Source organism: Paraprevotella clara YIT 11840, from assembly GCF_000233955.1.
Classification (GTDB): Bacteria; Bacteroidota; Bacteroidia; order Bacteroidales; family Bacteroidaceae; genus Paraprevotella; species Paraprevotella clara.
This window is the reverse complement of sequence record NZ_JH376593.1, coordinates 106,205-128,156: the sequence shown is the minus strand read 5'-3', so window position 1 is coordinate 128,156 and position 21,952 is coordinate 106,205. Positions and strand designations below refer to the sequence as shown.

At 51.4% G+C, this 21,952-nt stretch carries 18 protein-coding genes; 17 read left to right on the top strand and 1 reads right to left on the bottom strand.

What is annotated here, in order from left to right; genetic code table 11:
• Positions 1–3: 3 nt before the first annotated feature.
• Entirely contained in the window at positions 4–297 is a 294-nt protein-coding gene (locus HMPREF9441_RS05535) for a T9SS type A sorting domain-containing protein (protein WP_244949633.1), read from the bottom strand.
• A 705-nt stretch (positions 298–1,002) separates the two neighbouring features.
• On the opposite strand from HMPREF9441_RS05535, the gene HMPREF9441_RS05525 reads away from it, so the two are divergent.
• From HMPREF9441_RS05525 to menB, 17 genes are all read left to right on the top strand, one after another.
• Positions 1,003–2,217, top strand: a complete 1,215-nt coding sequence (locus HMPREF9441_RS05525; RefSeq protein ID WP_008618954.1) for a D-alanyl-D-alanine carboxypeptidase/D-alanyl-D-alanine-endopeptidase — start codon at positions 1,003–1,005, stop codon at positions 2,215–2,217.
• 638 nt (positions 2,218–2,855) lie between these two features.
• The gene (locus HMPREF9441_RS05515) at positions 2,856–3,209 is read left to right on the top strand and encodes an NADH-quinone oxidoreductase subunit A (protein ID WP_008618951.1); all 354 of its coding nucleotides are present in this window, start codon (positions 2,856–2,858) and stop codon (positions 3,207–3,209) included.
• Positions 3,200–3,814 (top strand): NADH-quinone oxidoreductase subunit B, encoded by a 615-nt coding sequence (locus HMPREF9441_RS05510; RefSeq protein ID WP_008618950.1) that lies wholly within the window; start codon positions 3,200–3,202, stop codon positions 3,812–3,814. The genes HMPREF9441_RS05515 and HMPREF9441_RS05510 overlap by 10 nt, the downstream gene beginning before the upstream one ends.
• Positions 3,811–5,427: an NADH-quinone oxidoreductase subunit D-related protein gene (locus tag HMPREF9441_RS05505; protein WP_008618949.1), complete on the top strand. Its 1,617-nt coding sequence runs from the start codon at positions 3,811–3,813 to the stop codon at positions 5,425–5,427. Before HMPREF9441_RS05510 ends, HMPREF9441_RS05505 begins: the two co-directional genes overlap by 4 nt.
• A 21-nt stretch (positions 5,428–5,448) precedes the next feature.
• Entirely contained in the window at positions 5,449–6,549 is a 1,101-nt protein-coding gene (gene nuoH, locus HMPREF9441_RS05500; RefSeq protein ID WP_008618947.1) for an NADH-quinone oxidoreductase subunit NuoH, read from the top strand.
• Positions 6,550–6,564: 15 nt separating this feature from the next.
• Entirely contained in the window at positions 6,565–7,062 is a 498-nt protein-coding gene (locus tag HMPREF9441_RS05495) for a 4Fe-4S binding protein (RefSeq protein WP_008618941.1), read from the top strand.
• A 6-nt stretch (positions 7,063–7,068) separates the two neighbouring features.
• A complete protein-coding gene (locus tag HMPREF9441_RS05490) occupies positions 7,069–7,584 on the top strand; it encodes an NADH-quinone oxidoreductase subunit J family protein (RefSeq protein WP_008618939.1) in 516 nt (171 codons plus the stop codon).
• A 16-nt stretch (positions 7,585–7,600) separates the two neighbouring features.
• The gene (gene nuoK / locus HMPREF9441_RS05485; RefSeq protein ID WP_008618937.1) at positions 7,601–7,912 is read left to right on the top strand and encodes an NADH-quinone oxidoreductase subunit NuoK; all 312 of its coding nucleotides are present in this window, start codon (positions 7,601–7,603) and stop codon (positions 7,910–7,912) included.
• 28 nt (positions 7,913–7,940) lie between these two features.
• Entirely contained in the window at positions 7,941–9,830 is a 1,890-nt protein-coding gene (nuoL, locus tag HMPREF9441_RS05480; RefSeq protein WP_008618935.1) for an NADH-quinone oxidoreductase subunit L, read from the top strand.
• A gap of 34 nt (positions 9,831–9,864) precedes the next feature.
• On the top strand, positions 9,865–11,367 hold the full coding sequence (locus HMPREF9441_RS05475; RefSeq protein ID WP_008618934.1) for a complex I subunit 4 family protein: 1,503 nt from the start codon (positions 9,865–9,867) through the stop codon (positions 11,365–11,367).
• Positions 11,368–11,375: 8 nt separating this feature from the next.
• On the top strand, positions 11,376–12,818 hold the full coding sequence (locus HMPREF9441_RS05470) for an NADH-quinone oxidoreductase subunit N (RefSeq protein WP_039864960.1): 1,443 nt from the start codon (positions 11,376–11,378) through the stop codon (positions 12,816–12,818).
• Positions 12,819–13,203: 385 nt separating this feature from the next.
• A complete protein-coding gene (locus HMPREF9441_RS18600) occupies positions 13,204–13,431 on the top strand; it encodes a hypothetical protein (RefSeq protein ID WP_172634920.1) in 228 nt (75 codons plus the stop codon).
• Positions 13,407–16,880, top strand: coding sequence for a hypothetical protein (locus tag HMPREF9441_RS05460; RefSeq protein WP_244949632.1), 3,474 nt, complete (start codon positions 13,407–13,409; stop codon positions 16,878–16,880). Before HMPREF9441_RS18600 ends, HMPREF9441_RS05460 begins: the two co-directional genes overlap by 25 nt.
• Positions 16,881–17,064: 184 nt before the next feature.
• Positions 17,065–18,297: a Cof-type HAD-IIB family hydrolase gene (locus tag HMPREF9441_RS05455; RefSeq protein WP_008618922.1), complete on the top strand. Its 1,233-nt coding sequence runs from the start codon at positions 17,065–17,067 to the stop codon at positions 18,295–18,297.
• Complete coding sequence (locus HMPREF9441_RS05450; protein ID WP_008618912.1) at positions 18,294–19,418, top strand: isochorismate synthase; 1,125 nt, start codon at positions 18,294–18,296, stop codon at positions 19,416–19,418. Before HMPREF9441_RS05455 ends, HMPREF9441_RS05450 begins: the two co-directional genes overlap by 4 nt.
• A complete protein-coding gene (gene menD, locus HMPREF9441_RS05445; RefSeq protein ID WP_008618911.1) occupies positions 19,405–21,084 on the top strand; it encodes a 2-succinyl-5-enolpyruvyl-6-hydroxy-3-cyclohexene-1-carboxylic-acid synthase in 1,680 nt (559 codons plus the stop codon). The genes HMPREF9441_RS05450 and menD overlap by 14 nt, the downstream gene beginning before the upstream one ends.
• A complete protein-coding gene (gene menB / locus HMPREF9441_RS05440) occupies positions 21,063–21,893 on the top strand; it encodes a 1,4-dihydroxy-2-naphthoyl-CoA synthase (protein WP_008618910.1) in 831 nt (276 codons plus the stop codon). Before menD ends, menB begins: the two co-directional genes overlap by 22 nt.
• Positions 21,894–21,952: the final 59 nt, after the last annotated feature.

Genomic DNA, 21,952 nt, shown 5'->3' with positions numbered 1-21,952 from the left:
GCGTTACTTTTTAATGATTTTCCAAGTGGTTTCTTGTCCACCTGCCACGATATGCAGCAGGTAAATGCCATTCGTGCAATGGCTCAGGTCGAGTTCGGAAACGGAGGAGGTTGTTTCTTTTACGTCCACAACCGCTCCGCTCATCGATGTGATGCGCAAACAGGCTTTTTCTTCAGGGGCGAGTCCTTGGATTTCCACTTTCAGGTGCCCTTCCGTTGGGTTGGGCCAAATACGGATCTGTTTTTCAGAGAGCATGTCGGAATAGAAATTATCCTCTTTTTTTTCTTCCGATGACATATTTCGTTTGACAACATCTGAATTTTGCAACACGATTTCCCTCTTTACGCGGTTGCCTAACGCATCATACGCAAACCTTATCGCATTCTGAGAGAAAGCGGAAAGGTGAAGCAACAAGCTAAAAAAAACAAATAATGCTCTCATAATATATAGGTTTTAGTTTGTTTTTCTGCTATCGTCTCAAAGGTATATGTCTTTTTTTAAATAAACAAAAAATACAAGATATTTTTTTGCTTTCTGTGGATTTAATCCGTAAAAAGTGTAACTTGCACTAAATTTTAGTTTTATGATACGGACATTTCATGCAAAAATTAATAAGAAGATATTGTTTTTCAGTTTGTTGCCTGCTACAGTGTTGGCCATATATTTCTTTTGGGTAAAATTGCCTTTGGCTGCATTGTGTTGTATGGTCTTTTTGGTTTTCGTGGTGGAACGTTTGATTCATACGTATTATGTTTTTACCGATGAAGGTTGCTTATTCATTCATCAGGGGCGGTTTTCCAAAGTCAGCAGGCATTCTTTGTCCGACATAGAAAAGGTAGATATCGTAAGGCCGTCTTCTTTGTCCTTTTTAAAGAATAAGGATACTGTCATGTTGACGTTTTGTGACGGTTCGATTAAATTTATCACACCTTTTCCGGCTGAAGAGTTTTGCCGGTATTTCAAACGAAAACAGGAAGATTTTCTTGAAAAGACAGATGGCTTATGAATATGAGGCTTTTTAGAGTACTTTTTGGGTTCTTTTGGTTTGTTGGGGGAGTTGGTAATCCCTTGTTTTCTTCCGAGAGAATTTCTTGTGAACCGCTTGAGGAGGAGGCTTCGTGGTCGGTGTGTTTGCAGGACGGACTGGATAGTTTGTTGCAAGATGAGCTATTGCTTACTTCGCAATTAGGTTTGTGTGTGTATGATTTGACCGATGATACTTTGTTGTATGCTTACCAGGCCAAACAGCGTATGCGTCCGGCTTCCACCGAAAAATTGGTAACGGCTGTCGCTGCGCTTTCCGAATTGGGGAGTGATTATCGCTTTGCAACCCGTTTGTTCTACACGGGCGAAATCCGGGGACGTGTTTTGCATGGAGACCTGTATGTCGTGGGAGGTTTTGACCCTTGTTTCGGGAAAGAAGATTTGCTTTCTTTCGGCAAGGCTTTGAAAGAATCGGATGTGGATTCCATAACAGGGAGACTGTATGCAGACGTGTCGATGAAAGATACCTTACAATGGGGATGGGGTTGGTGCTGGGATGATGACATGCCGGTGCTGACTCCTTTATTATATGGAAAGAAGAATATTTTCATAAGGACATTCAGCGAGGTGTTGCATGGCTTGGGCATCCGCCATGTTTTTGGAGGACAAGCCCGTTGTCCCCAAAATGGCGTATTGTTAGCCGGACGGACACGTCAGTTGGCAGACGTTTTGCATCCGATGATGAAAGAGAGTGATAATTTATGTGCCGAAGCCCTGTTTTATCAGTTGGCAGCCCGTACAGGAAAACCATACGCTTCAAGAAAAGAAGCTATGTACTACATTGAGCGGTTGATAGGGCGGTTGGGCTATGATCCCGGAAAATATATAGTGGCCGATGGGAGCGGGGTTTCTTTATATAATTACTTAACACCGGAACTTGAAATTGCTTTTCTGAGATACGCTTATCGTGATGAGGCTGTTTTTTCACCTCTTTATATTTCTTTACCGATAGCCGGAGTTGACGGTACGTTGAAAAAACGTATGAGGAAGGGAAAAGCCTACGGAAATGTAAGAGCTAAGACCGGAACTTTGGAAGGAGTATCCACATTGGCCGGTTATGCACGGTCGGGGAATAACCATTTGCTGGCCTTTTGTATTATGAATCAAGGTGTGGAACGTGTGGCGGCTGCACAAGACTTTCAAGACAAAGTTTGTGAATGGTTATGTCGGTAGTTTTTAAAGTAGCACTTAAATCGTTCTAATTTAGATATTTTAATCCTCTATAAAATAAGCTTTAAAATAATATATGTACCTTTGCGCCCATTAAAGAGACGAGGAAATGAAGCATAAACTCTGTATGTGGCTACTGTTTTCCATGTCTTTCTTAATGGCTTTTGCCACGATGGAAAAACATGGTTCATCGGCGTTTTGTGCTGAGGCAAGTTCCCCGTCAGTGGAAAGTCTTGGACAAGAAGTTACATATTGGACATCCGATACTCCTTATTTCTTTTTTACTTCCGATTACATAGCCCCGTTGTCTTTAGCTTTGGATGAAGGGTCTGAAACGTCGTGTTTCAAGTACATGGCGGTCTCGGAAAGATTATCAGGTTTTCTTTATGCTTCCATAGGCTGTTTTTTATCTCCTTGCAGGTCATTATACTATTCTTATGATTCCGGACCCGGCAGGGATTATTATGTCTTTACCTTGAGACGGATCAGGATGTGACCCCTACGGAAGCCTATATTATATAAATAGGTATCATTTCAGAGTGCCATATCTTATGGTCCTTTTCCCCTCGGAAAAGAAAACAAAGGATATGCCTTTTACAGCGAAATAATCTTTGGTTGTTAAATTAAATATAACTTTAAGAATGACGGATTTCACATTGTTAACGGTCGTGGTGCTTACGGCAATTGCCTTGGTGACGGCAGCCTTGCTGATAGCGCGCCTTGCGGCTCCCCGTACGTTCAATCCTCAAAAAGGTGAGCCATACGAGTGCGGTGTGCCCACGCGGGGGGAAGCTTGGTTTCAGTTCCATGCCGGTTATTACCTGTATGCCATCCTGTTCCTGATATTCGACATCGAGACAGTGTTCCTGTTTCCGTGGGCGGCGGTGGTAGGTCGTATCGGCATGCAAGGGCTGTTGAGCATCGTATTTTTTATTGCAGTATTGATTCTGGGCCTGGCTTACGCCTGGAGGAAAGGAGCGTTGGAATGGAAATGAAACACGGGTTGCCCAAGATAAAGGATATGGAGCCGGGCGATTTCAAGAATAACGATTACCTGTTGCGCATGGCTGAGAAACTGAACCGCGACGGGGCGGGTATCGTATTGGGCACGCTGGATGATCTGATCAACTGGGGTCGCAGCAATTCGCTTTGGTCGCTTACTTTCGGCACGAGCTGTTGCGCCATAGAGTTCATGGCCCTGGGGGCGGCGCGTTATGACATGGCGCGTTTCGGCTTCGAGGTGACGCGCAACTCGCCGCGCCAGGCGGACATGATCATGGTGTTGGGTACGATAACTTACCGTATGGCCCCGGTACTGAAGCGGTTGTACGACCAGATGGCCGAGCCGAAATACGTGGTGGCCGTGGGGGGATGTACCATCAGCGGAGGGCCGTTCCGGCGGAGTTACCACGTGGTGAACGGGATAGACCGCATCATCCCGGTGGACGTGTACATTCCCGGATGTCCGCCGCGGCCGGAAGCCTTTTTCTACGGGATGATGCAGTTGCAACGTAAAATCAAGATGGAGCGTTTCCTCGGGGGGCGCAACCACAAGGAGAAACCGGACGAAGCCGGGGAAAGAAAGGAGGCCGGAGTATGATAGAAGAAAAGATAAGGCAGTGGTGTGCGGCCACCACGGTGGAAGAGGCCGGCGAGAGAGTGGTAGTGGTCCCGGATCGGGACGTGGCGGAGGTATGCCGCCGGCTGCACGACGACGCGGAAGAACCGATGGACTTCATGCGGGACCTTGTGGCGGCGGACGGCGACGGCCGTCTGAGCGTGTTCTACCAGTTGGAGTCGACGCGGACGGGCGGCCGCGTGACGTTGCGCACGGACACGGACGGGCGCGAGGATCCTTTCCTGCCCTCGGTGTGCCGGATATGGAAGACGGCGGAAATCAAGGAACGCGAGGCATACGATTTCTTCGGCATACGCTTCACGGGGCATCCCGACATGCGCCGCCTCTACCTGCGTGAGGATTGGGCGGGTTATCCGCTCCGCAAGGATTATGACATGGACAGCAACCCGCTCAACATGGAGAATGAAGAAAACGCCGACGTGACGGAAGAATATGACTTGCGTGCGGACGGGACCATCGAACGGCGCGAGAACGTGGTGTTCCGCCCGGATGACTTCATTGTCAATATTGGCCCGCAGCATCCTTCCACACATGGCGTATTGCGTATGCGTACGTCGTTGGACGGCGAGATGGTCAAGAAGATAGACCCCATATTGGGATATATCCACCGGGGTATCGAAAAGATGAACGAGAGCCTGACTTATCCGCAGACGCTGGCGCTGACCGACCGTTTGGACTACCTGAGCGCCCACCAGAGCCGCCATGCCCTGTGCATGTGTATCGAGCAAGCCGCGGGTATCGAGGTTTCCGAACGTGCGCAATATATCCGCACGATAATGGACGAATTGCAACGTATCGATTCCCACCTCCTGTTTTATTCCTGTCTGGCCATGGACATGGGAGCGCTGACGCCTTTCTTCTATGGCTTCCGGGAGCGTGAGATGATTCTCGACATTTTCGAGGATACCACCGGGGGACGGTTGATTCAGAACTACAATGTGATTGGCGGCGTGCAGGCCGACCTGCATCCCGATTTCGTGCGGAAGACGAAAGAGTTTATCGTGCACTTGCGGAGTATCATCCATGAGTACCACGATATCTTTACCAAGAGCGTCATTGCCCGCACCCGTCTGAAGGGGGTCGGCTTGCTTTCGCGTGAGGATGCTATCTCGTTGGGCTGTACCGGCGGGACGGGCCGTGCTTCCGGATGGGCCAACGACGTGCGCAAACATCATCCCTACGCGATGTACGGCAAGGTGGACTTTAAGGAAATCACCTATACGCATGGGGACGCTTTCGATCGCTATATGGTGCGCATGGATGAAATCATGGAATCCTGCAGAATTATAGAACAGTTGATAGATAATGTACCCGAAGGGGAGTTCCGGGTGAAGACGAAGCCCATTCTCAAATTGCCCGAAGGCGTGTTCACGGCTTCCGTCGAGGCCAGCCGCGGCGAGTTCGGCGTGTTCCTCATCAGCCGGGGGGACAAGACGCCTTACCGTTTGCATTACCGAAGCACGGGGCTGCCCTTGGTGCATGCCATGGACACCGTGTGTCGGGGCGGGAAGATAGCCGACCTGATTGCCATCGGCGGTACGATGGACTTCGTGATACCGGATATTGACAGATAACATACAGACACATTTAAACATATGAATCAAGCATTTTTGGATTATTACAGTCTGGAACCGTTTACGCAGTGGATACACCGTACGTTGTGCGGTGTGATGCCTGAGGACTGGGCTGTTTTTATCGAAGGGTTGGCGCTGGGCATAGTCATTTTGTTGGCATACGCTGTGCTGGCCGTGGTGCTCATTTACATGGAACGCCGTGTTTGCGGTGCTTTCCAGTGCCGTATCGGACCGAACCGCGTGGGAGGCAAAGGCGGATTGTTGCAAGTGCCTGCCGACGTGTTGAAGATACTGACCAAGGAAATCATACGCCTCAGGAAGTCCGACCATGTGCTTTATGAACTGGCGCCTTATCTGGTGATTCTGGCTTCCGTCATCTCGTTTTCTTGCCTGCCCTGGCACAAGGGAGCAGAGATTTTGGATATGCAAATAGGAATATTTTTCGTGTTGGCCGCTTCGAGTATCGGGGTGATCGGTATTTTGTTGGCCGGATGGAGTAGTAACAGCAAGTACACGATTATCGGTGCCGTCCGCAGCGGTGCCATGATTATCAGCTATGAGCTGTCTTTGGGTATTACGGTACTTACGATGGTTATCCTGAGCGGGACGATGAGCATCAGCGGCATTGTGGAGAGCCAGGCCGGAGGATGGAACATTTTCAAAGGACATATCCTGACACTGGTGGCTTTTGTTATTTACCTTATTTCCGGTAATGCCGAAGCCAACCGTGGCCCGTTCGACCTGGCTGAAGCCGAGCAAGAGCTGACAGCCGGTTACCATACGGAATATTCCGGTATGCATTTCGGCTTTTTCTACCTGGCCGAGTATCTGAACCTTTTCATTACGGCCGGTATTGCCACTACGCTTTTCTTAGGGGGGTGGATGCCTTTGCATGTGGCTGGGCTCGACGGGTTCAATGCCGTGATGGACTATATTCCCGGCATTGTGTGGTTTCTGGGCAAGACGTTTTTCGTCATATTCCTGTTGATGTGGATCAGGTGGACCTTCCCCCGTTTGCGTATCGACCAGGTGCTGACGCTGGAATGGAAATACCTCATGCCTTTGTCGCTCGTAGTCATGTTGGCCATGGTGGTAATGAAGGTTTTCGGATTGGTTTTTTAAAACGATAGTAATGAAATGAGTAAATTCACGAAATATATAAAGAGATATTGGCGTAGCACGGAGAGTCTGGCGGGAGGGCTGAATACGTCCATCAAGGTGTTCTTCCGGAAGAAAGTGACGGAGCAGTATCCGGAAAACCGGCATACGACGCTTTACATACCGGAACGTCATCGGGCACAGTTGGAAATGATTCATAACGACCGGAACCAGCATCATTGCGTGGCCTGCGGGTTGTGCCAGATGGCCTGTCCCAACGATACGATTCGTGTGGTATCCGAGGTGAGGGAAGATGCAGAAGGAAAGAAGAAGAAGTATTTGGTGAGGTATGAGTATGATTTGGGTTCCTGCATGTTTTGCCAGCTTTGTGTCAATGCCTGTCCGCATGATGCCATACGTTTTTCCAACGATTTTGAGAATTCGGTTTTCGAGCGTGACAAGTTGCTGCTCACGTTGAACCGGGAAGGTTCGGTGTTGGCGCCGGCTCCCGAGAAAAACAAACCTATAAAAGCATAATGTAATATGGAAGGAATCACTCTTGGGCAAGTAGTTTTTGGAATTGTCGCACTGATGATGGCGGTCTGTTCGGTGCTGGCTGTGACGTCGGGCCGTATTTTACGTGCGGCTACGGCTTTGCTGTTTGTGCTTTTCGGGACGGCCGGTCTTTATTTTATGTTGGGCTATACCTATTTGGGAGCGGTGCAGTTGTCGGTTTATGCCGGAGGTATCGTAGTGCTTTATGTCTTCTCCATCTTGCTGACCCGTTCGGACAAAAACATGAACGAACGTATCCCGCGGGGACGTTGGTTTGCAGCCATACTGACGGTATTGGCCGGTTTCGGATTGACGGTATTCCTGCTGTCGTCTTACGGTTTTGCACGTTTCTCCGTTCCTCCGTTGGTGGAACTGGATCCGGTGAAAGTCGGCAACGCACTTATCGGAATGGAGAAATACCAGTTCGTACTGCCTTTCGAGGTAGTCAGTGTGTTGTTGTTGGCCTGCATGATCGGCGCCATCATGATTGCACGTAAACGTTGATTAAACAAACAAAGTTATGGAAATAGATGTTTTTTATTATCTGATACTGAGTACGGTGATGATGTTTGCCGGTATTTACGGCTTTTTCACGCGCCGTAACCTGTTGGCCACGCTCATCTCCGTGGAGCTGATGCTGAATGCCACGAACATCAACTTTGCCGTGTTCAACCGTTATTTTTATCCGGGTGCACTTGAAGGCCATTTCTTCACGCTCTTCGGCATAGCCATCTCGGCGGCGGAAACGGCTGTGGCTATTGCCATTATGATAAATGTGTACCGTAATATCCGAAATATCCAGACGGATGACGTCAGCGACCTGAAGGGTTGACGTCGGAAACTGATAAAAAAAGAATAATATGGAATATACGATATTGATACTCCTCCTGCCCGTACTGAGCTTTCTGGTGTTGGCTTTGGCAGGTATGAAGATGTCCCACCGCGCAGCCGGTCTGATTGGTTCGTTGTCATTGGGAGCGGTAGCCGTGTTGAGTTATGTCACGGCATACGGTTATTTCACCTTGCCGCGCTTGGCCGACGGGACGTTTGAAACCCTGATACCTTATAATTTTGTATGGCTTCCTTTTGCGGCCGGCCTGCATATCGACATGGGTATTTTGCTCGATCCTATTTCGGTGATGATGCTGGTGGTTATTTCCACCGTTTCGCTCATGGTGCACATCTATTCTTTCGGGTATATGAAAGGGGAGAAGGGTTTTCAGCGTTATTACGCTTTCCTGAGCCTGTTCACCTTTTCGATGCTCGGGCTGGTGGTAGCCACGAACATTTTCCAGATGTATGTGTTTTGGGAATTGGTGGGCGTGTCTTCTTACCTGCTCATCGGGTTTTATTATACAAAGCCTGAAGCCATCTCCGCTTCCAAGAAAGCTTTTATCGTGACACGTTTTGCCGACCTCGGATTCCTTATCGGTATCCTGATTTACGGTTATTATATGGGTACGTTCACCTTTGCGCCTGCCGAGGAGAATCTTATGCAAGGCGCATTGATGCTGCCGTGGGCATTGGGGCTGATGTTTGTGGGCGGTGCCGGTAAGAGCGCCATGTTCCCGCTCCACATCTGGTTGCCCGACGCTATGGAAGGCCCTACGCCGGTCAGTGCGTTGATTCATGCGGCCACGATGGTCGTGGCCGGAGTGTACCAGGTGGCACGGATGTTCCCGCTTTATATCGCCTATGCGCCGGAAACGTTGCACATTGTGGCCTACGTCGGGGCTTTCACGGCTTTCTATGCCGCTTCCGTGGCTTGCGTGCAAAGCGACATCAAGCGGGTGCTGGCCTTTTCCACCATATCCCAAATCGGGTTCATGATGGTGGCTTTGGGAGTCTGCACGGGTATGCCGAGCCATGAAGGCGGCCTGGGTTATATGGCTTCCATGTTCCATCTTTTCACCCATGCCATGTTTAAGGCTTTGCTCTTCCTCGGCGCGGGCTGCATTATCCATGCCGTGCATAGCAACGAGATGTCCGTGATGGGCGGTTTGCGCAAGTATATGCCGGTGACGCATGTCACGTTCCTCATCGCCTGCCTGGCTATTGCCGGTATTCCGCCGTTCTCCGGTTTCTTTTCCAAGGACGAGATTCTGACGGCTTGCTTTGCTTTCAGTCCGGTGATGGGTTATGTCATGACTTTCATTGCCGGGATGACGGCTTTCTACATGTTCCGTCTGTATTACTGTATTTTCTGGGGGCATGAAAATAAAGAACTGCATGCCGGACACGTGCCGCATGAAAGTCCGCTTACGATGACCTTTCCGTTGATGGTGCTGGCTGCCGTGACCTGTTTGGCCGGTTTCATCCCCTTCGGGCATTTCGTCACGGGCGACGGTTTGTCTTACGACATTCATCTGGACGGTGGCGTGGCAGCCACGAGTTGCGTGGTGGCCGTGCTGGCCATAGCTTTGGCTACTTTCATGTATGCCCGTAGCGAGCAGCCGGTGGCCGATGCCTTGGCCCGGCGTTTCCCGAAACTGCACCGTGCGGCCTACCGCCGTTTTTATATGGACGAAGCCTGGCTGTTCGTCACCAAACGGATTATTTTCCGCTGCGTGTCTGCCCCGTTGGCGTGGTTCGACCGCCATGTGATAGACGGTTTCATGAACTTTCTGGCTTGGGCCACCCGTGCTTCGGCGGAGGAGGTACAACCTATGCAGAGCGGACGGATACAGGCTTACGTGATTTGGTTCCTGAGCGGCATTATCCTTTTGACTCTGGTTTTGCTGGCCGTCTGATAATTCTTTAACGAGGTAAAAAAGTAAAAACGATATGAATATATTAAGTCTTTTCGTATTGATTCCCCTGTTGATGATGCTCGGGCTGTGGATGGCCCGGGGCATCAACCAAGTACGGGGAGTGATGGTAGCCGGTTCTTCCGCGTTGTTGGTGCTGGCGGTCTGGCTTGCCGTGGATTATCTCCGGCTTCGTGCGTTGATTGCCAATCTGCCTTTTCCGCAGCCGGAGATGCTCTACACGGACAGTGTCGTGTGGTACGCTCCCTTGCATATCTGTTATTCCGTCGGGGTGGACGGCATTTCCGTGGTCATGCTGCTGCTGAGCGCCATCATCGTGTTCACGGGCACTTTCGCCTCATGGAAACTGAAACCCCTCACGAAAGAATATTTCCTGTGGTTTACCTTGCTCTCCACGGGCGTATTCGGTTTCTTCATTTCTACCGACCTTTTCACCATGTTCATGTTTTATGAGGTGGCTCTCATTCCGATGTACCTGCTCATCGGTGTATGGGGCAGCGGGCGTAAGGAATATGCCGCCATGAAACTGACGCTGATGCTGATGGGCGGGTCGGCTTTCCTGCTCATCGGTATCCTGGGCATCTATTACGGAGCCGGGGCGCAGACGATGAATGTGCTGGAGATTGCCAGCTTGCATAATATCCCCGAAGAGATGCAGCACCTGTTCTTTCCGGCGGTGTTCTTGGGTTTCGGCGTATTGGGTGCCTTGTTCCCGTTCCATACATGGAGTCCCGACGGCCATGCTTCCGCCCCTACGGCGGTGTCCATGTTGCATGCCGGCGTGTTGATGAAACTGGGTGGCTACGGGTGTTTCCGCATTGCCATGTACCTGATGCCTGAAGGACTGGCCCAGTGGGGCGACTTCTTCCTGATACTGACTACGGTTTCTGTGGTTTACGGGGCTTTCAGCGCCGTGGTGCAGACCGATTTGAAATACATCAATGCCTATTCTTCCGTAAGCCATTGCGGCCTGGTGCTTTTCGCCTTGCTGATGGCGACCCGCACGAGCTGCACGGGCGCCATCCTGCAAATGCTGAGCCACGGGCTGATGACGGCCTTGTTCTTTGCCCTTATCGGCATGATATACGGCCGGACGCACACCCGTGACGTGCGCGAGTTGAACGGATTGATGAAGGTCATGCCTTTCCTGGCTGTGGGGTACGTCATTGCCGGTCTGGCCAATCTCGGCCTGCCCGGTCTGAGCGGTTTTGTGGCCGAGATGACGGTATTCGTGGGTTCTTTCGAACATCCCGACGTGTTCCACCGCGCCTGCACCGTCATCGCCACGATGAGTATCGTCATCACGGCAGTGTATATCCTGCGTGTGGTGGGCAAGATTCTTTATGGCACGTGCCGTAACCCCGAGCATCTGAAGTTGACGGATGCCACGTGGGACGAGCGTTTTGCCGTCATTTGCCTGATTGTGTGTGTGGCAGGACTGGGACTTGCCCCGTGGTGGGTGAGCGACACCATCAGTTTCAGTGTAGAGCCTATTGTTTCACATTTTAATCTTCCCTGATCCAAGTTATGAACAGTAATTTATCTGCTATATTGTCCTTGCATGCCGAGCTGTCGCTGGTGTTGATTCTGTTGGTGGCCCTCTTGGCCGACCTTTTCATGGGCCGCCATCGCCAGCGTTGGTTTCATCCGGTCATTTGCGTGTTGATGGCACTCCAGATAGGATTGAACCTTACGCCCGACACCCGCGCACTCTTCGGCGGCATGTACGTCAACACCCCGTTCACGTCCATCGTCAAGTCCATCCTTTCGGCCGGCACGTTGCTTATCTTCCTCCAAAGCGGCGAATGGCTGGGGCGGAAAGACACGCATTATAAACAAGGTGAGTTCTACGTGCTGACGCTCTCCACCTTGCTGGGCATGTTCTTCATGGTGTCCGCCGGGCATTTCCTGATATTCTACATCGGATTGGAAATGGCCAGCATCCCCATGGCCTGCCTCGTGGCCCTCGACAAATACCGCCACCACAGCGCGGAAGCCGGAGCCAAGTTTATCCTGAGCACGATGTTCTCTTCCGCCCTGCTGCTCTATGGCCTGTCGTTCATCTACGGCACTTCCGGCACGCTCTATTTTGCCGACCTTCCAACCATGCTCCAAGGCGGCGCGTTGCAGCAGTTTGCCTTGGTGCTCTTCTTGGCCGGGATGGGCTTCAAGATGAGCCTCGTGCCGTTCCATCTGTGGACGGCCGATGTTTACGAGGGTGCGCCTACCGGCGTGACGGCCTACCTCAGTGTCATTTCCAAGGGAGCCGCCGCCGTGGCCTTAGCCATCGTCCTGCGTTTCGTGTTCCCTTTGATGAAAGAAGACTGGACGCTCGCTGTGGCCCTGCTTTCCGTCGCCAGTATCACCGTGGCCAACCTGATGGCCATCCTGCAGGGCGACATGAAGCGTTTCATGGCTTTTAGTAGCATCTCGCAGGCCGGTTACATCCTTCTGGGCGTGCTCGCAGGCACGGCGCAGGGCATGGCCTCGCTGGTGTTTTATGTGGCCGTGTATGTGGCGGCCAACGTGGCCGTCTTTGCCGTTATCGGTACCGTCGAACAGCACGCGGCCGGCCGGACCGACCGCGACGCCTACCGCGGACTTTACCGCACGAACCCTCGCCTGACACTGGTGCTGACGTTGGCCCTGTTCTCGTTGGGCGGCATCCCCCCGTTTGCCGGTTTCTTCTCCAAGTTCTTTATTTTCGCGGCGGCCTTTGCCCAAGGGTGGTATTTGGTTGTGTTCCTCGCGTTGGTGAACACCATCGTCTCCCTTTTCTACTACCTGTTGGTGGTCAAGGCCATGTACATCTCCGAGCCCCTTACGGCGGACGGCCTTCCGGTGGTGGCTCCCTTGCGCAGCCATCCGGGCGTGCGCCTCACGTTGGCGCTCTGCACGGCGGGTGTCTGCCTGTTGGGCGTGATGAGTTTCGTCTACGAAGGCCTGATGCATTGGGCCCAGATGTTGTAGGAATCCTTTTTGTCTAAAAAGGATTAACAATCCGACTTCGGGCTATTTTGTTCTAATTTGCATAAAATCAGTAGGTTGAAATGATAAAATCACTTGGCGCAGAACGAAAAATCGTTCTGCGCCAAGTGATTTTTCAATCTGCTGCAAACGATTTTTCATTTGGCGCAGATTGATTTTATGGAGTGCTTTTCCTTGACAAATATGAGAAAAATACCTTTTTGCTGATATAATCCTAATTTAAGTTTAAATAGTCCAATGAAAGGAAAAGGATTACTCGTTACATTTGCAATGTCTTGAGGTTCTACCAGTGGATAAGCATCGACTTTCCCGACCGAAAGGCTGGAGAGCATGAGAATATCAATTAATTAACTTAAATTTCATTGAGATGAAAAACAGATTACTTGCCATCATGGCACTGTGTGGTGCGACATCATCCACCTTACCTTTATGGGCCGCATGGGACGGCCCGGAGTTGCAATTTGTAGAGCCGAATTTGGCCACTGATGGAACGGGTGGCTGTACTACGTTTATCATGTGGCCACGCAGAAGTTCATGTCCAACCAACGACCTGATGGTACTCGCCTTGTGGTGGATAATACAGGCCAAGAGGTGACGTTGAACTACGGGGATGATTATGAGTTGAGCCGGCGTCCGGAAACCGATGAAGAGTATTCCACCGCTAAGGGATGGCGCCTAAGCATGATGAATGCGCCGACCAACGGGGGATACCATGAGTTGTTCATCAATACAGGAGGCACAGAAATCTATGTTGATCATAACAAAACAGGCCATATCTTGTGGAAAATCGTGCCGCAAGGAAACAGTACATATAAGATTAAAGTGATTGATGAAGACAAGCTTTACGGTGTAGAGGCAAACAGTGCGTTGTATGCCAATTCGTATATAGCCGTATCAGAAGGGAAGACCACGGTAGACCCCTTGGTTGATAAAAGTACGGCCGGATATGAAAATGCCGGTGACGAATGGAAGTTCGTGACTCCGGCGGTTTATGAAGCTTTCCATGCCAAGAAGCAGTTACAGGAACAATTGAACAAGGCGGATGAAATTGGATTTACGGATTATGGGGAATATGCCGGTATCTATAATAATCCTGCCGCTACGGTGGAAGAAGTAGAGGCTGCCGCTGCCAGTTTGAAGCAGGCCATCGTGGATTGGCAAAGTTCGAGTGCCACACCGGAAACCCCGGTGGACTTTACCAATGTGATTACGAATAGTGCGTTTGACGATGGCACGACAAATGGATGGACCACCGTAGGTTCACCCGGTGTCCAGTCCGTTAGCTATGAGACCCCCGCGAATGAATACAAAATGCAGAATTTTGCAGAGAAATGGACTTGGGCCGATGCTTCCAACCAAAACAATTTGGCAAACAGCCCGATGGAAGTATCTCAGGTTTTGGAGAATATGCCGGTCGGGAAATACCGTCTGACAGCCAATACTATTGGTTACCAACAGGGGGACAGGGCGAAAACTCCGTATGGGGTCTACATTTATGCAGAAAACAGCGGTATCGAATCGCGCGCAGAAGCCCATAGCTTGGAGTTCGGCGGTTTAAGGGATGGGGTCGTTTCTGAGACTGACCCCTATCCGCGCAATACGGTGTTGGAATTCTTCGCCATGGACGGGACTATCAAAATAGGGTTCAAGACCGTCAATACGAACTGCAACTGGGTGGCTGTTGATAATTTCAAGTTGGAATATTTGGGGAAAGGAGAAGGCGGCGTGGCCGGAATCCTGGAGAATGTCCTTACACAGGCCGAAGAATTGAAGAACGGTTACGACCTTCAACAGAAGAAATATTCCGCAGCCGGTGAAGCCAAGTACAAAGAATTGCTCGAGACGGTAAAGCAGGCGGCATCAAACCCGGACATCGATGAAGAGGCAGTGGGGGTTATGGTCAAGTCGTTGCAGGCCGGCATGGATACGTTGAAAGCCGATGTGGAAGCCTATGACGCATTGACAGCTAAAACGGTCGAACTTTCTGAGGCATGGGATGAATCAGCCTATGCAGATCAGGCTTTCCCGGAGTATGAGGCATATTTGAGCGGTCTGGAAGATGCTTATGAAAATAGGACATTTAATCCTTTGGAACTGGACAGCATTCAGCCCCGTGCCGACAGGCTGTGGATATCTTGTGTGAAGAATGCGTTGATAAATGGCGAGACCAATAATGTGACCGGGATAATGGTGAACCCCGGTTGGGATGCCAATGCGGACGGATGGACCAAGACAGGTGATGGCAGTTACAACCAAAACAATTCACTGTCGGAAGTATGGAGCGGAAAGGATTGGGAAGTTTATCAGGAAATTACCAATTTGCCTCAGGGGTCTTACCGGATTACAATGCAAGGCTATTATTCCCCTAGTTCTACCAATAATAACTCGTGGCATGAAGGATGGGGCCAGGAAGGCGACAAGACGAACGACATATTGGCTTACCTTTTCGGTAACGATGCTTCCGAACCGCTTCTCCATGTGACAGCTTGCCCGCAAGAAGAGAATGTGGCCGAAAACTGTGAGCAAATATCATTCCCCACTGACGCTTCTTTGGATGGGAAATGGTTTTGCTATGGAACGGCTGCCGCACGTGCTGTCTTTGACCAGTCGCCGGACAACTATCTCAATGCGGTGACTTGTTATGTAGGCGAAGACGGAAAGCTCCGCTTAGGCCTCAGGATGTCGGGCGTGACTTGGGATGCTGCCTGGGTGGTATATGACAATTTCCAAGTGGAATACCTGGGGGCCGACAACATGGATGGAGCATATACGGCTTTGGATGCTCTCTTGCGGGATGCCAATGCCATGCTTTCGTCTGATACTCTGACTACGCAGGAGGCCAAGGATGCCTTGACCAAAGCCATAGAAGCTGCCAATGCCGTTGCGGACCTGACTCCCGAGCTTTATGAAGAGCATACGGTAGCTCTGAATGCAGCTATCAAGTTAGACCAAGAGGCGATATCGGCCGCTGCCGCATTGAATATAAAGGTTACGAACCATAAGGACAAGATGAGTGGTGTGGGTGAAGGCAGCTATGAAGAGTATGTCGGTACCGAAGGCTATGATGAATTGGAACGTTTGGTTGGAGAAATCCTTGATAATAAGATTGGCGGAGAGGGTATATTCGCCACTTTGGACGAAATCAACGATTATTCCGTCCGTCTGGACAAAGCTTATTCCAAGATGCTAAGCGGTCATATCGACTTCACCACGGCTAACAAGGACAAACCTGTGGATGCCACGGGATTGATCATCAATCCGAGTTTCCAGACCAAGAGCGAGAACAACGATGGAGAAATTGTGGATACTAAGTCTTCCGATGGTTGGACTGTAGAGTCTTTGAACGGAATGACGGGGGTGAAAGATGCCATGCTCTTTGAAATCTATAACGACAGCAGCGAGGTTTACCAACCTTTGTACAACGCTCCTGCGGGTTATTACCGTGTCATTATGAACGGTTTCTATCGTGCGGGTGGATTTATCGATGCAGGCGTAGCACGTCGCGACAGCGCGGATGCCCAAAATGCGGAATTGTTCGTTAAATGCGGTGACGGTAATTGGAGCGAGAAGTTACCTTCCATTTTTGAGCACGTCAGTGAATTGAAGTATGACATCAGTGATGTGGCTTTGCCCGATTCCCTGTTCCCGAAATCCGACATGCTGTACCATTTCATTGTGGACCAACCGGCAGGAGCTGCATTGGCTTTCGAAGACGGAGAGTATGAGTGCGACACGTATTTCTACGTGGGCGAAGGTGAAGAGCCGGTATTGGGTGTCCGCAAGACGGGTATGCTGACGAACGACTGGTCATGCTTCGATAACTTCCGCCTCTACTACTACGGGGATGGCGATGCCAACAGGCCGGATGGTTTCGTGGATGGCATTGACGGTGTGTCAGCCGACGGTGCGGTTACGGTGGTAAGTTCCGTATGGTACACCATCAACGGTGTACGTGTGGATGGACCGAAGCAGCGCGGTATCTACATCCGTCAGGACTTGATGAGTGATGGTACGAAAAAGGCGGTTAAGGTATTAGTTAAATAATGTTTTGCTAAAGACTATTTATTAGGAGTGGCTGTCCTGCGCCGGAAAATGAGGCGCGGGGCAGCTTTTTTTATTGGTGTCGTTCCCTAAAAAACGTGAAGCTTTGCGATAAACTACTTCTTCCGTCTTCTTTTCTGAAAGGCTTTCACTATATTTGTGTACATGAATAAAAAAACGTGGGAGTATGAAATATAAAATGTTAGTGCTCGACGTGGACGGGACACTGTTGAACGACGAGAAGGAGATTAGCAAGCGGACGCTGAACACGTTGCTCAAAGTGCAGCAGATGGGCGTACGCATCATGTTGGCATCGGGACGTCCCACTTACGGTTTGTTGCCATTGGCCAAGAAACTGGAATTGGGTACATATAACGGGTATATCCTCTCTTATAACGGTGGCCAGGTGATTAACGCTTCCAACGGAGAGGTGGTATTTGAACGCCGTATCAATCCGGAACATATCACTTATTTGGAGAAGAAAGCCGAGAAAAACGGTTTTTCTATCCTTACTTATAACGGGGATACGGTCGTGACGAATAACCCGGATGATCCGCATGTGCAAGCCGAAGCGGCCTTGAACGGCATGAAGTTGGAGCATCAGGAGTTTTTCTCTGCGGCAATAGATTACCCGCCTTGCAAATGTATGTTGGTGAGCGATGACGAGGAAGCTTTGGTGGGGTTGGAGAACCATTGGAAGCGTCGTTTGAACGGTGTATTGGATGTGTTCCGTTCCGAACCGTATTTTCTGGAAGTGGTGGGCAGCCGGGTGGACAAAGCCAATACGTTGGGCGTCATCATGGAAATGGAGGGCATCAAGACGGACGAGATTGTGGTGTTCGGTGACGGCGTGGCCGATGTGACCATGTTGCAATTGGCTGATTTGGGTATTGCCATGGGGAATGCCCCGGATTCGGTGAAACGTTGTGCCGACTATGTGACCCTTTCCAACAATGAAGACGGTGTGGCTGTGGCTGTGGAAAACGCTTTTCTGGCCGAAGTGCGTGAAAGCGAGATTCCGCTCGATGCCTTGAATGCGCAGGCGCAGACTACGTTGATGGGGAACTTGGGCATACAATATACGTATGCTTCCCATGAGCGGATAGAAGCCACCATGCCGGTGGACCACCGCACGCGCCAGCCTTTCGGCATCTTGCATGGCGGGGCTACGCTGGCTTTGGCAGAGACGGTAGCCGGATTAGGCTCAATGGTGATATGCAATCCCGATGAATTCGTAGTGGGAATGCAAGTGAGTGGCAACCATATCTCTTCGGCTCACGAGGGAGATACGGTGAGGGCTGTGGCCACGATTGTGCATAAAGGGCGCTCTTCACATGTGTGGAATGTGGATGTGTTTACCTCTACAGAGAAGTTGGTCTCATCCATCCGGGTGATGAATAGCGTGATGAAACGGAAATGAGCCGCATGCGGAACGACGAGGCGGTAATAGATGAATGGATTAAGGGGGGAGAAGCCTTCGTGTTCTACCGTGAACCGGGGGAAAGGGTTTGCCACGGCATACGGGCGGCACGGTCTTCCCTGCAATCTTTTGAAGTCTTCCCGTCCAACGACGGGAAGACTGGTTTTGTATTTGCCCCTTTTCGGTTCGGAGAGGGGCATCCTTTATGGTTGCTTCCCTTGGAGGAAGAAATAGAGGTCGGTATATCCCGGGCTGTATGTTCCGATGAGGTAGAGGCACCTGCGCCGATGCCTTTTTGCGGACGGTTGGAGGAGCAGCCGTCGAAGGAGTATCGTGAGGCTTTTCGTGCTTTTTCCGGTGCGCTTCGTGCCGGAGATTTTCAGAAGTTGGTGCTTTCGCGTGGTTGTACGGATGCTTTTCCCCATGGCTTTTCATGGGCACGGGCTTTCACGGCGGCCTGTCGCCGTTATGTACATTCTTATGTGTATTTGTTCCATACGCCGCAGACCGGTTTCTGGTTGGGGGCTACGCCCGAAATCCTTTTGGCCGGAGGCAAAGGGGAATATCGTACGGTGGCTTTGGCCGGTACGCAATTCCTGCAGGAGGGGAAGTTGACAGCTCCGTGGTCGGAAAAGAACATCCGCGAACAAGCTTTCGTGACGGAATATATCGGCGGTTGCTTGCGCGAACGAGGTGTTCGGTTCACTTTGGAAGGGCCTTATACGGCTACGGCCGGAGAACTGGCTCATTTGAAAACCGATATTCGTTTACGTCTCTCTTCGGTCGAAGCCTTGGGGGACATCTTGCAGGCTTTACACCCTACGCCTGCCGTATGCGGGTTGCCCAAGGAAGATGCTTTCCGCTTCATCCTGTCGCATGAAGGATATGACCGCAGCTATTATGCCGGTTTCCTCGGACGGTGGGAGCCGGAAGGGAAGACGGCTTTGTATGTGAATTTGCGATGCATGCAATGTGGCGAAGGGGCGGAAAAAATCCGCCTGTATGCCGGGGGCGGGATCTTGCCGGCTTCCGTGTGCGAAGAAGAATGGATGGAGACGGAACGTAAGTTGCAGACCATGAAATATGTAATCTCGAAAGGAGGGACTGATGTATTCGGATAAGAAAAACGTGTTGCAGCTTGTGGCCTTGCTGCGTGCGCATGGGGTACGCCGGGCGGTGTTGTGTCCCGGTAGCCGCAATGTGCCGTTGGTACAGGCTTTTGCCACGTGCGGCGGTTTTGAATGCTTTTCGGTGACGGACGAGCGCAGTGCCGGTTTCTTCGCCATCGGATTGGCGTTGCACGTGCAGGCTCCCGTAGTGGTCTGTTGCACCTCCGGTTCGGCTTTGCTCAACCTCTATCCGGCGGTATGCGAGGCGTTCTACCGGCGGGTGCCTTTGGTAGTCGTTTCCGCCGACCGTCCGGCAGCTTGGATAGGGCAGATGGACGGGCAGACTTTGCCGCAGCCGGGTGTTTTCGGTGGTTTGGTGCGGAAGGCGGTCAACCTGCCCGAGGTACGTACCGAGGAAGATGAGTGGTATGCCAACCGGCTTGTCAATGAAGCCTTGCTCGAAGTGGACCACCACGGTTACGGGCCGGTGCATATCAATGTGCCCCTTTCCGAACCGTTGTTTCATTTTACGGCGGAAGCTTTGCCTTCCGTCCGGCGTATGGTACGGCGGGACATGTCCGATGAGGGACGGACTTTGGCTTTCTTCCTGAAAGAAGAGCTTCCCAAGTACCGGCGGGTACTGGTCGTGTCGGGGCAGATGTCTTCGGACGAGGCGGTGGGTGTAGCGGCCTGTCTGTCCGGCGGCCGTGTGGCTTGGTTGACAGAAGTGCTGGGGAATTGTCCGTCGGCTTCGGATGCGGTACGGGGCTTCGATGCATTGTTGTATGCAGCCCGTGAGGAAGACTTGCAGGCGTTGCGCCCGGACTTGGTGATTACCGTAGGCGGTCATGTCGTGTCGAAACGTTTGAAACAGTTCCTGAGGCGTATGCCTTCGTTGGTGCATTGGCATGTTTCGCCGGACGGCCTTCCGGCGGATTTGTTTTGTGCGTTGACCACGGTTGTGGAGGCTTCTCCTGCTGATTTCTTCCGTTTGTTTTTCCGGTCGGAGGCTTTGCCGTGCGGGGCGTATGCGCAGTTGTGGCATGAAAGTTGTGCCCGGTTGGCCTCTCCGGAAACCGGATATTCCGAGATATATGCCGTGCGGCGCGTGTTGGAGGCATTGCCACCCCATGCAGTGCTCCATTTGGCCAACAGTTCGGCCGTGCGTCTGGCGGAATTGTGCCGCCTGCCCGAAGGTGTGGAAGTGCAGTGCAACCGGGGAGTGAACGGCATTGAGGGTTCCGTGTCGGCTGCGGTGGGTTATGCGGCAGTGTCCGACCGCCTGAATTTCCTGCTTGTAGGCGATTTGAGTTTCTTTTATGATATGAATGCGTTATGGAACGGCCATGTACGTTCCAACCTCCGCATCGTGGTGTTGAACAACGGCGGTGGGGCCATTTTTCATGCCTTGCCCGGGTTGGACATGGCGGGAGATACGCGGCGTTTCGTGACGGCTTCTCATGGTGCATCGGCGGCAGGTTGGGCCGAATCGCAGGGATTCACCTATTTACGTGCCACGGATACCGTGTCCCTTCTGGCTGCCCTTGATGATTTGCTGGACGAAGCAGCCACGGCTCCTGTCTTGTTGGAAGTGTTTACCGATGCGGAGACCGATGCCGAAGAGCAACGGAATTATTATCATGCGATAAAGGAGGAATGGAAGAACTTTTTAAGATAAAGGATATGAACAGAGAATGGACGACTTTGAAAGAATACGAGGATATTCTTTTTGAATTTTATAACGGTATTGCCCGTATCACCATCAACCGCCCGCAGGTGCGCAACGCTTTTACGCCGCGTACGGTGTCGGAGATGAGCGACGCGTTCTATATTTGTCGCGAGCGGCGCGATGTCCGTGTGGTCGTGTTGACCGGAGCGGGCGACAAGGCCTTTTGTTCCGGGGGTGACATGCACGTGAAAGGGCACGGGGGATATGTCGGGGACGACGGTGTGCCCCGTTTGAATGTGTTGGAGGTGCAAAAACAAATCCGTTCGTTGCCCAAGCCCGTGATTGCGGCGGTCAATGGCTTTGCCATCGGCGGAGGCCACGTGCTCCATGTGGTGTGCGACCTGACGATAGCTTCGGACAATGCCGTTTTCGGACAGACCGGTCCGCGCGTAGGGAGTTTTGACGCCGGTTTCGGTTCCTCTTATCTGGCTCGTGTCGTAGGGCAGAAGAAAGCCCGTGAGATATGGTTCCTGTGCCGGAAGTATAATGCTCAGGAAGCCCTCGACATGGGACTGGTCAACAAGGTGGTACCTTTGGCCGAATTGGAAGACGAATATGTGGCGTGGGCGGAGGAGATGATGCAGCTCAGTCCGTTGGCTTTGCGTATGATAAAGGTGGGGCTGAATGCCGAACTGGACGGACAGGCCGGTATTCAGGAACTGGCCGGGGATGCCACGATGCTTTACTATATGACCGATGAGGCTCAGGAAGGCGGACGGGCTTTTTTGGAAAAGCGTAAGCCGGAGTGGAGCCTTTGAAGGCCGTTTCCTTGACAGGAACGTTGAAGGTTGCATGTTTTCTCCCTTTTGCCGTTTTG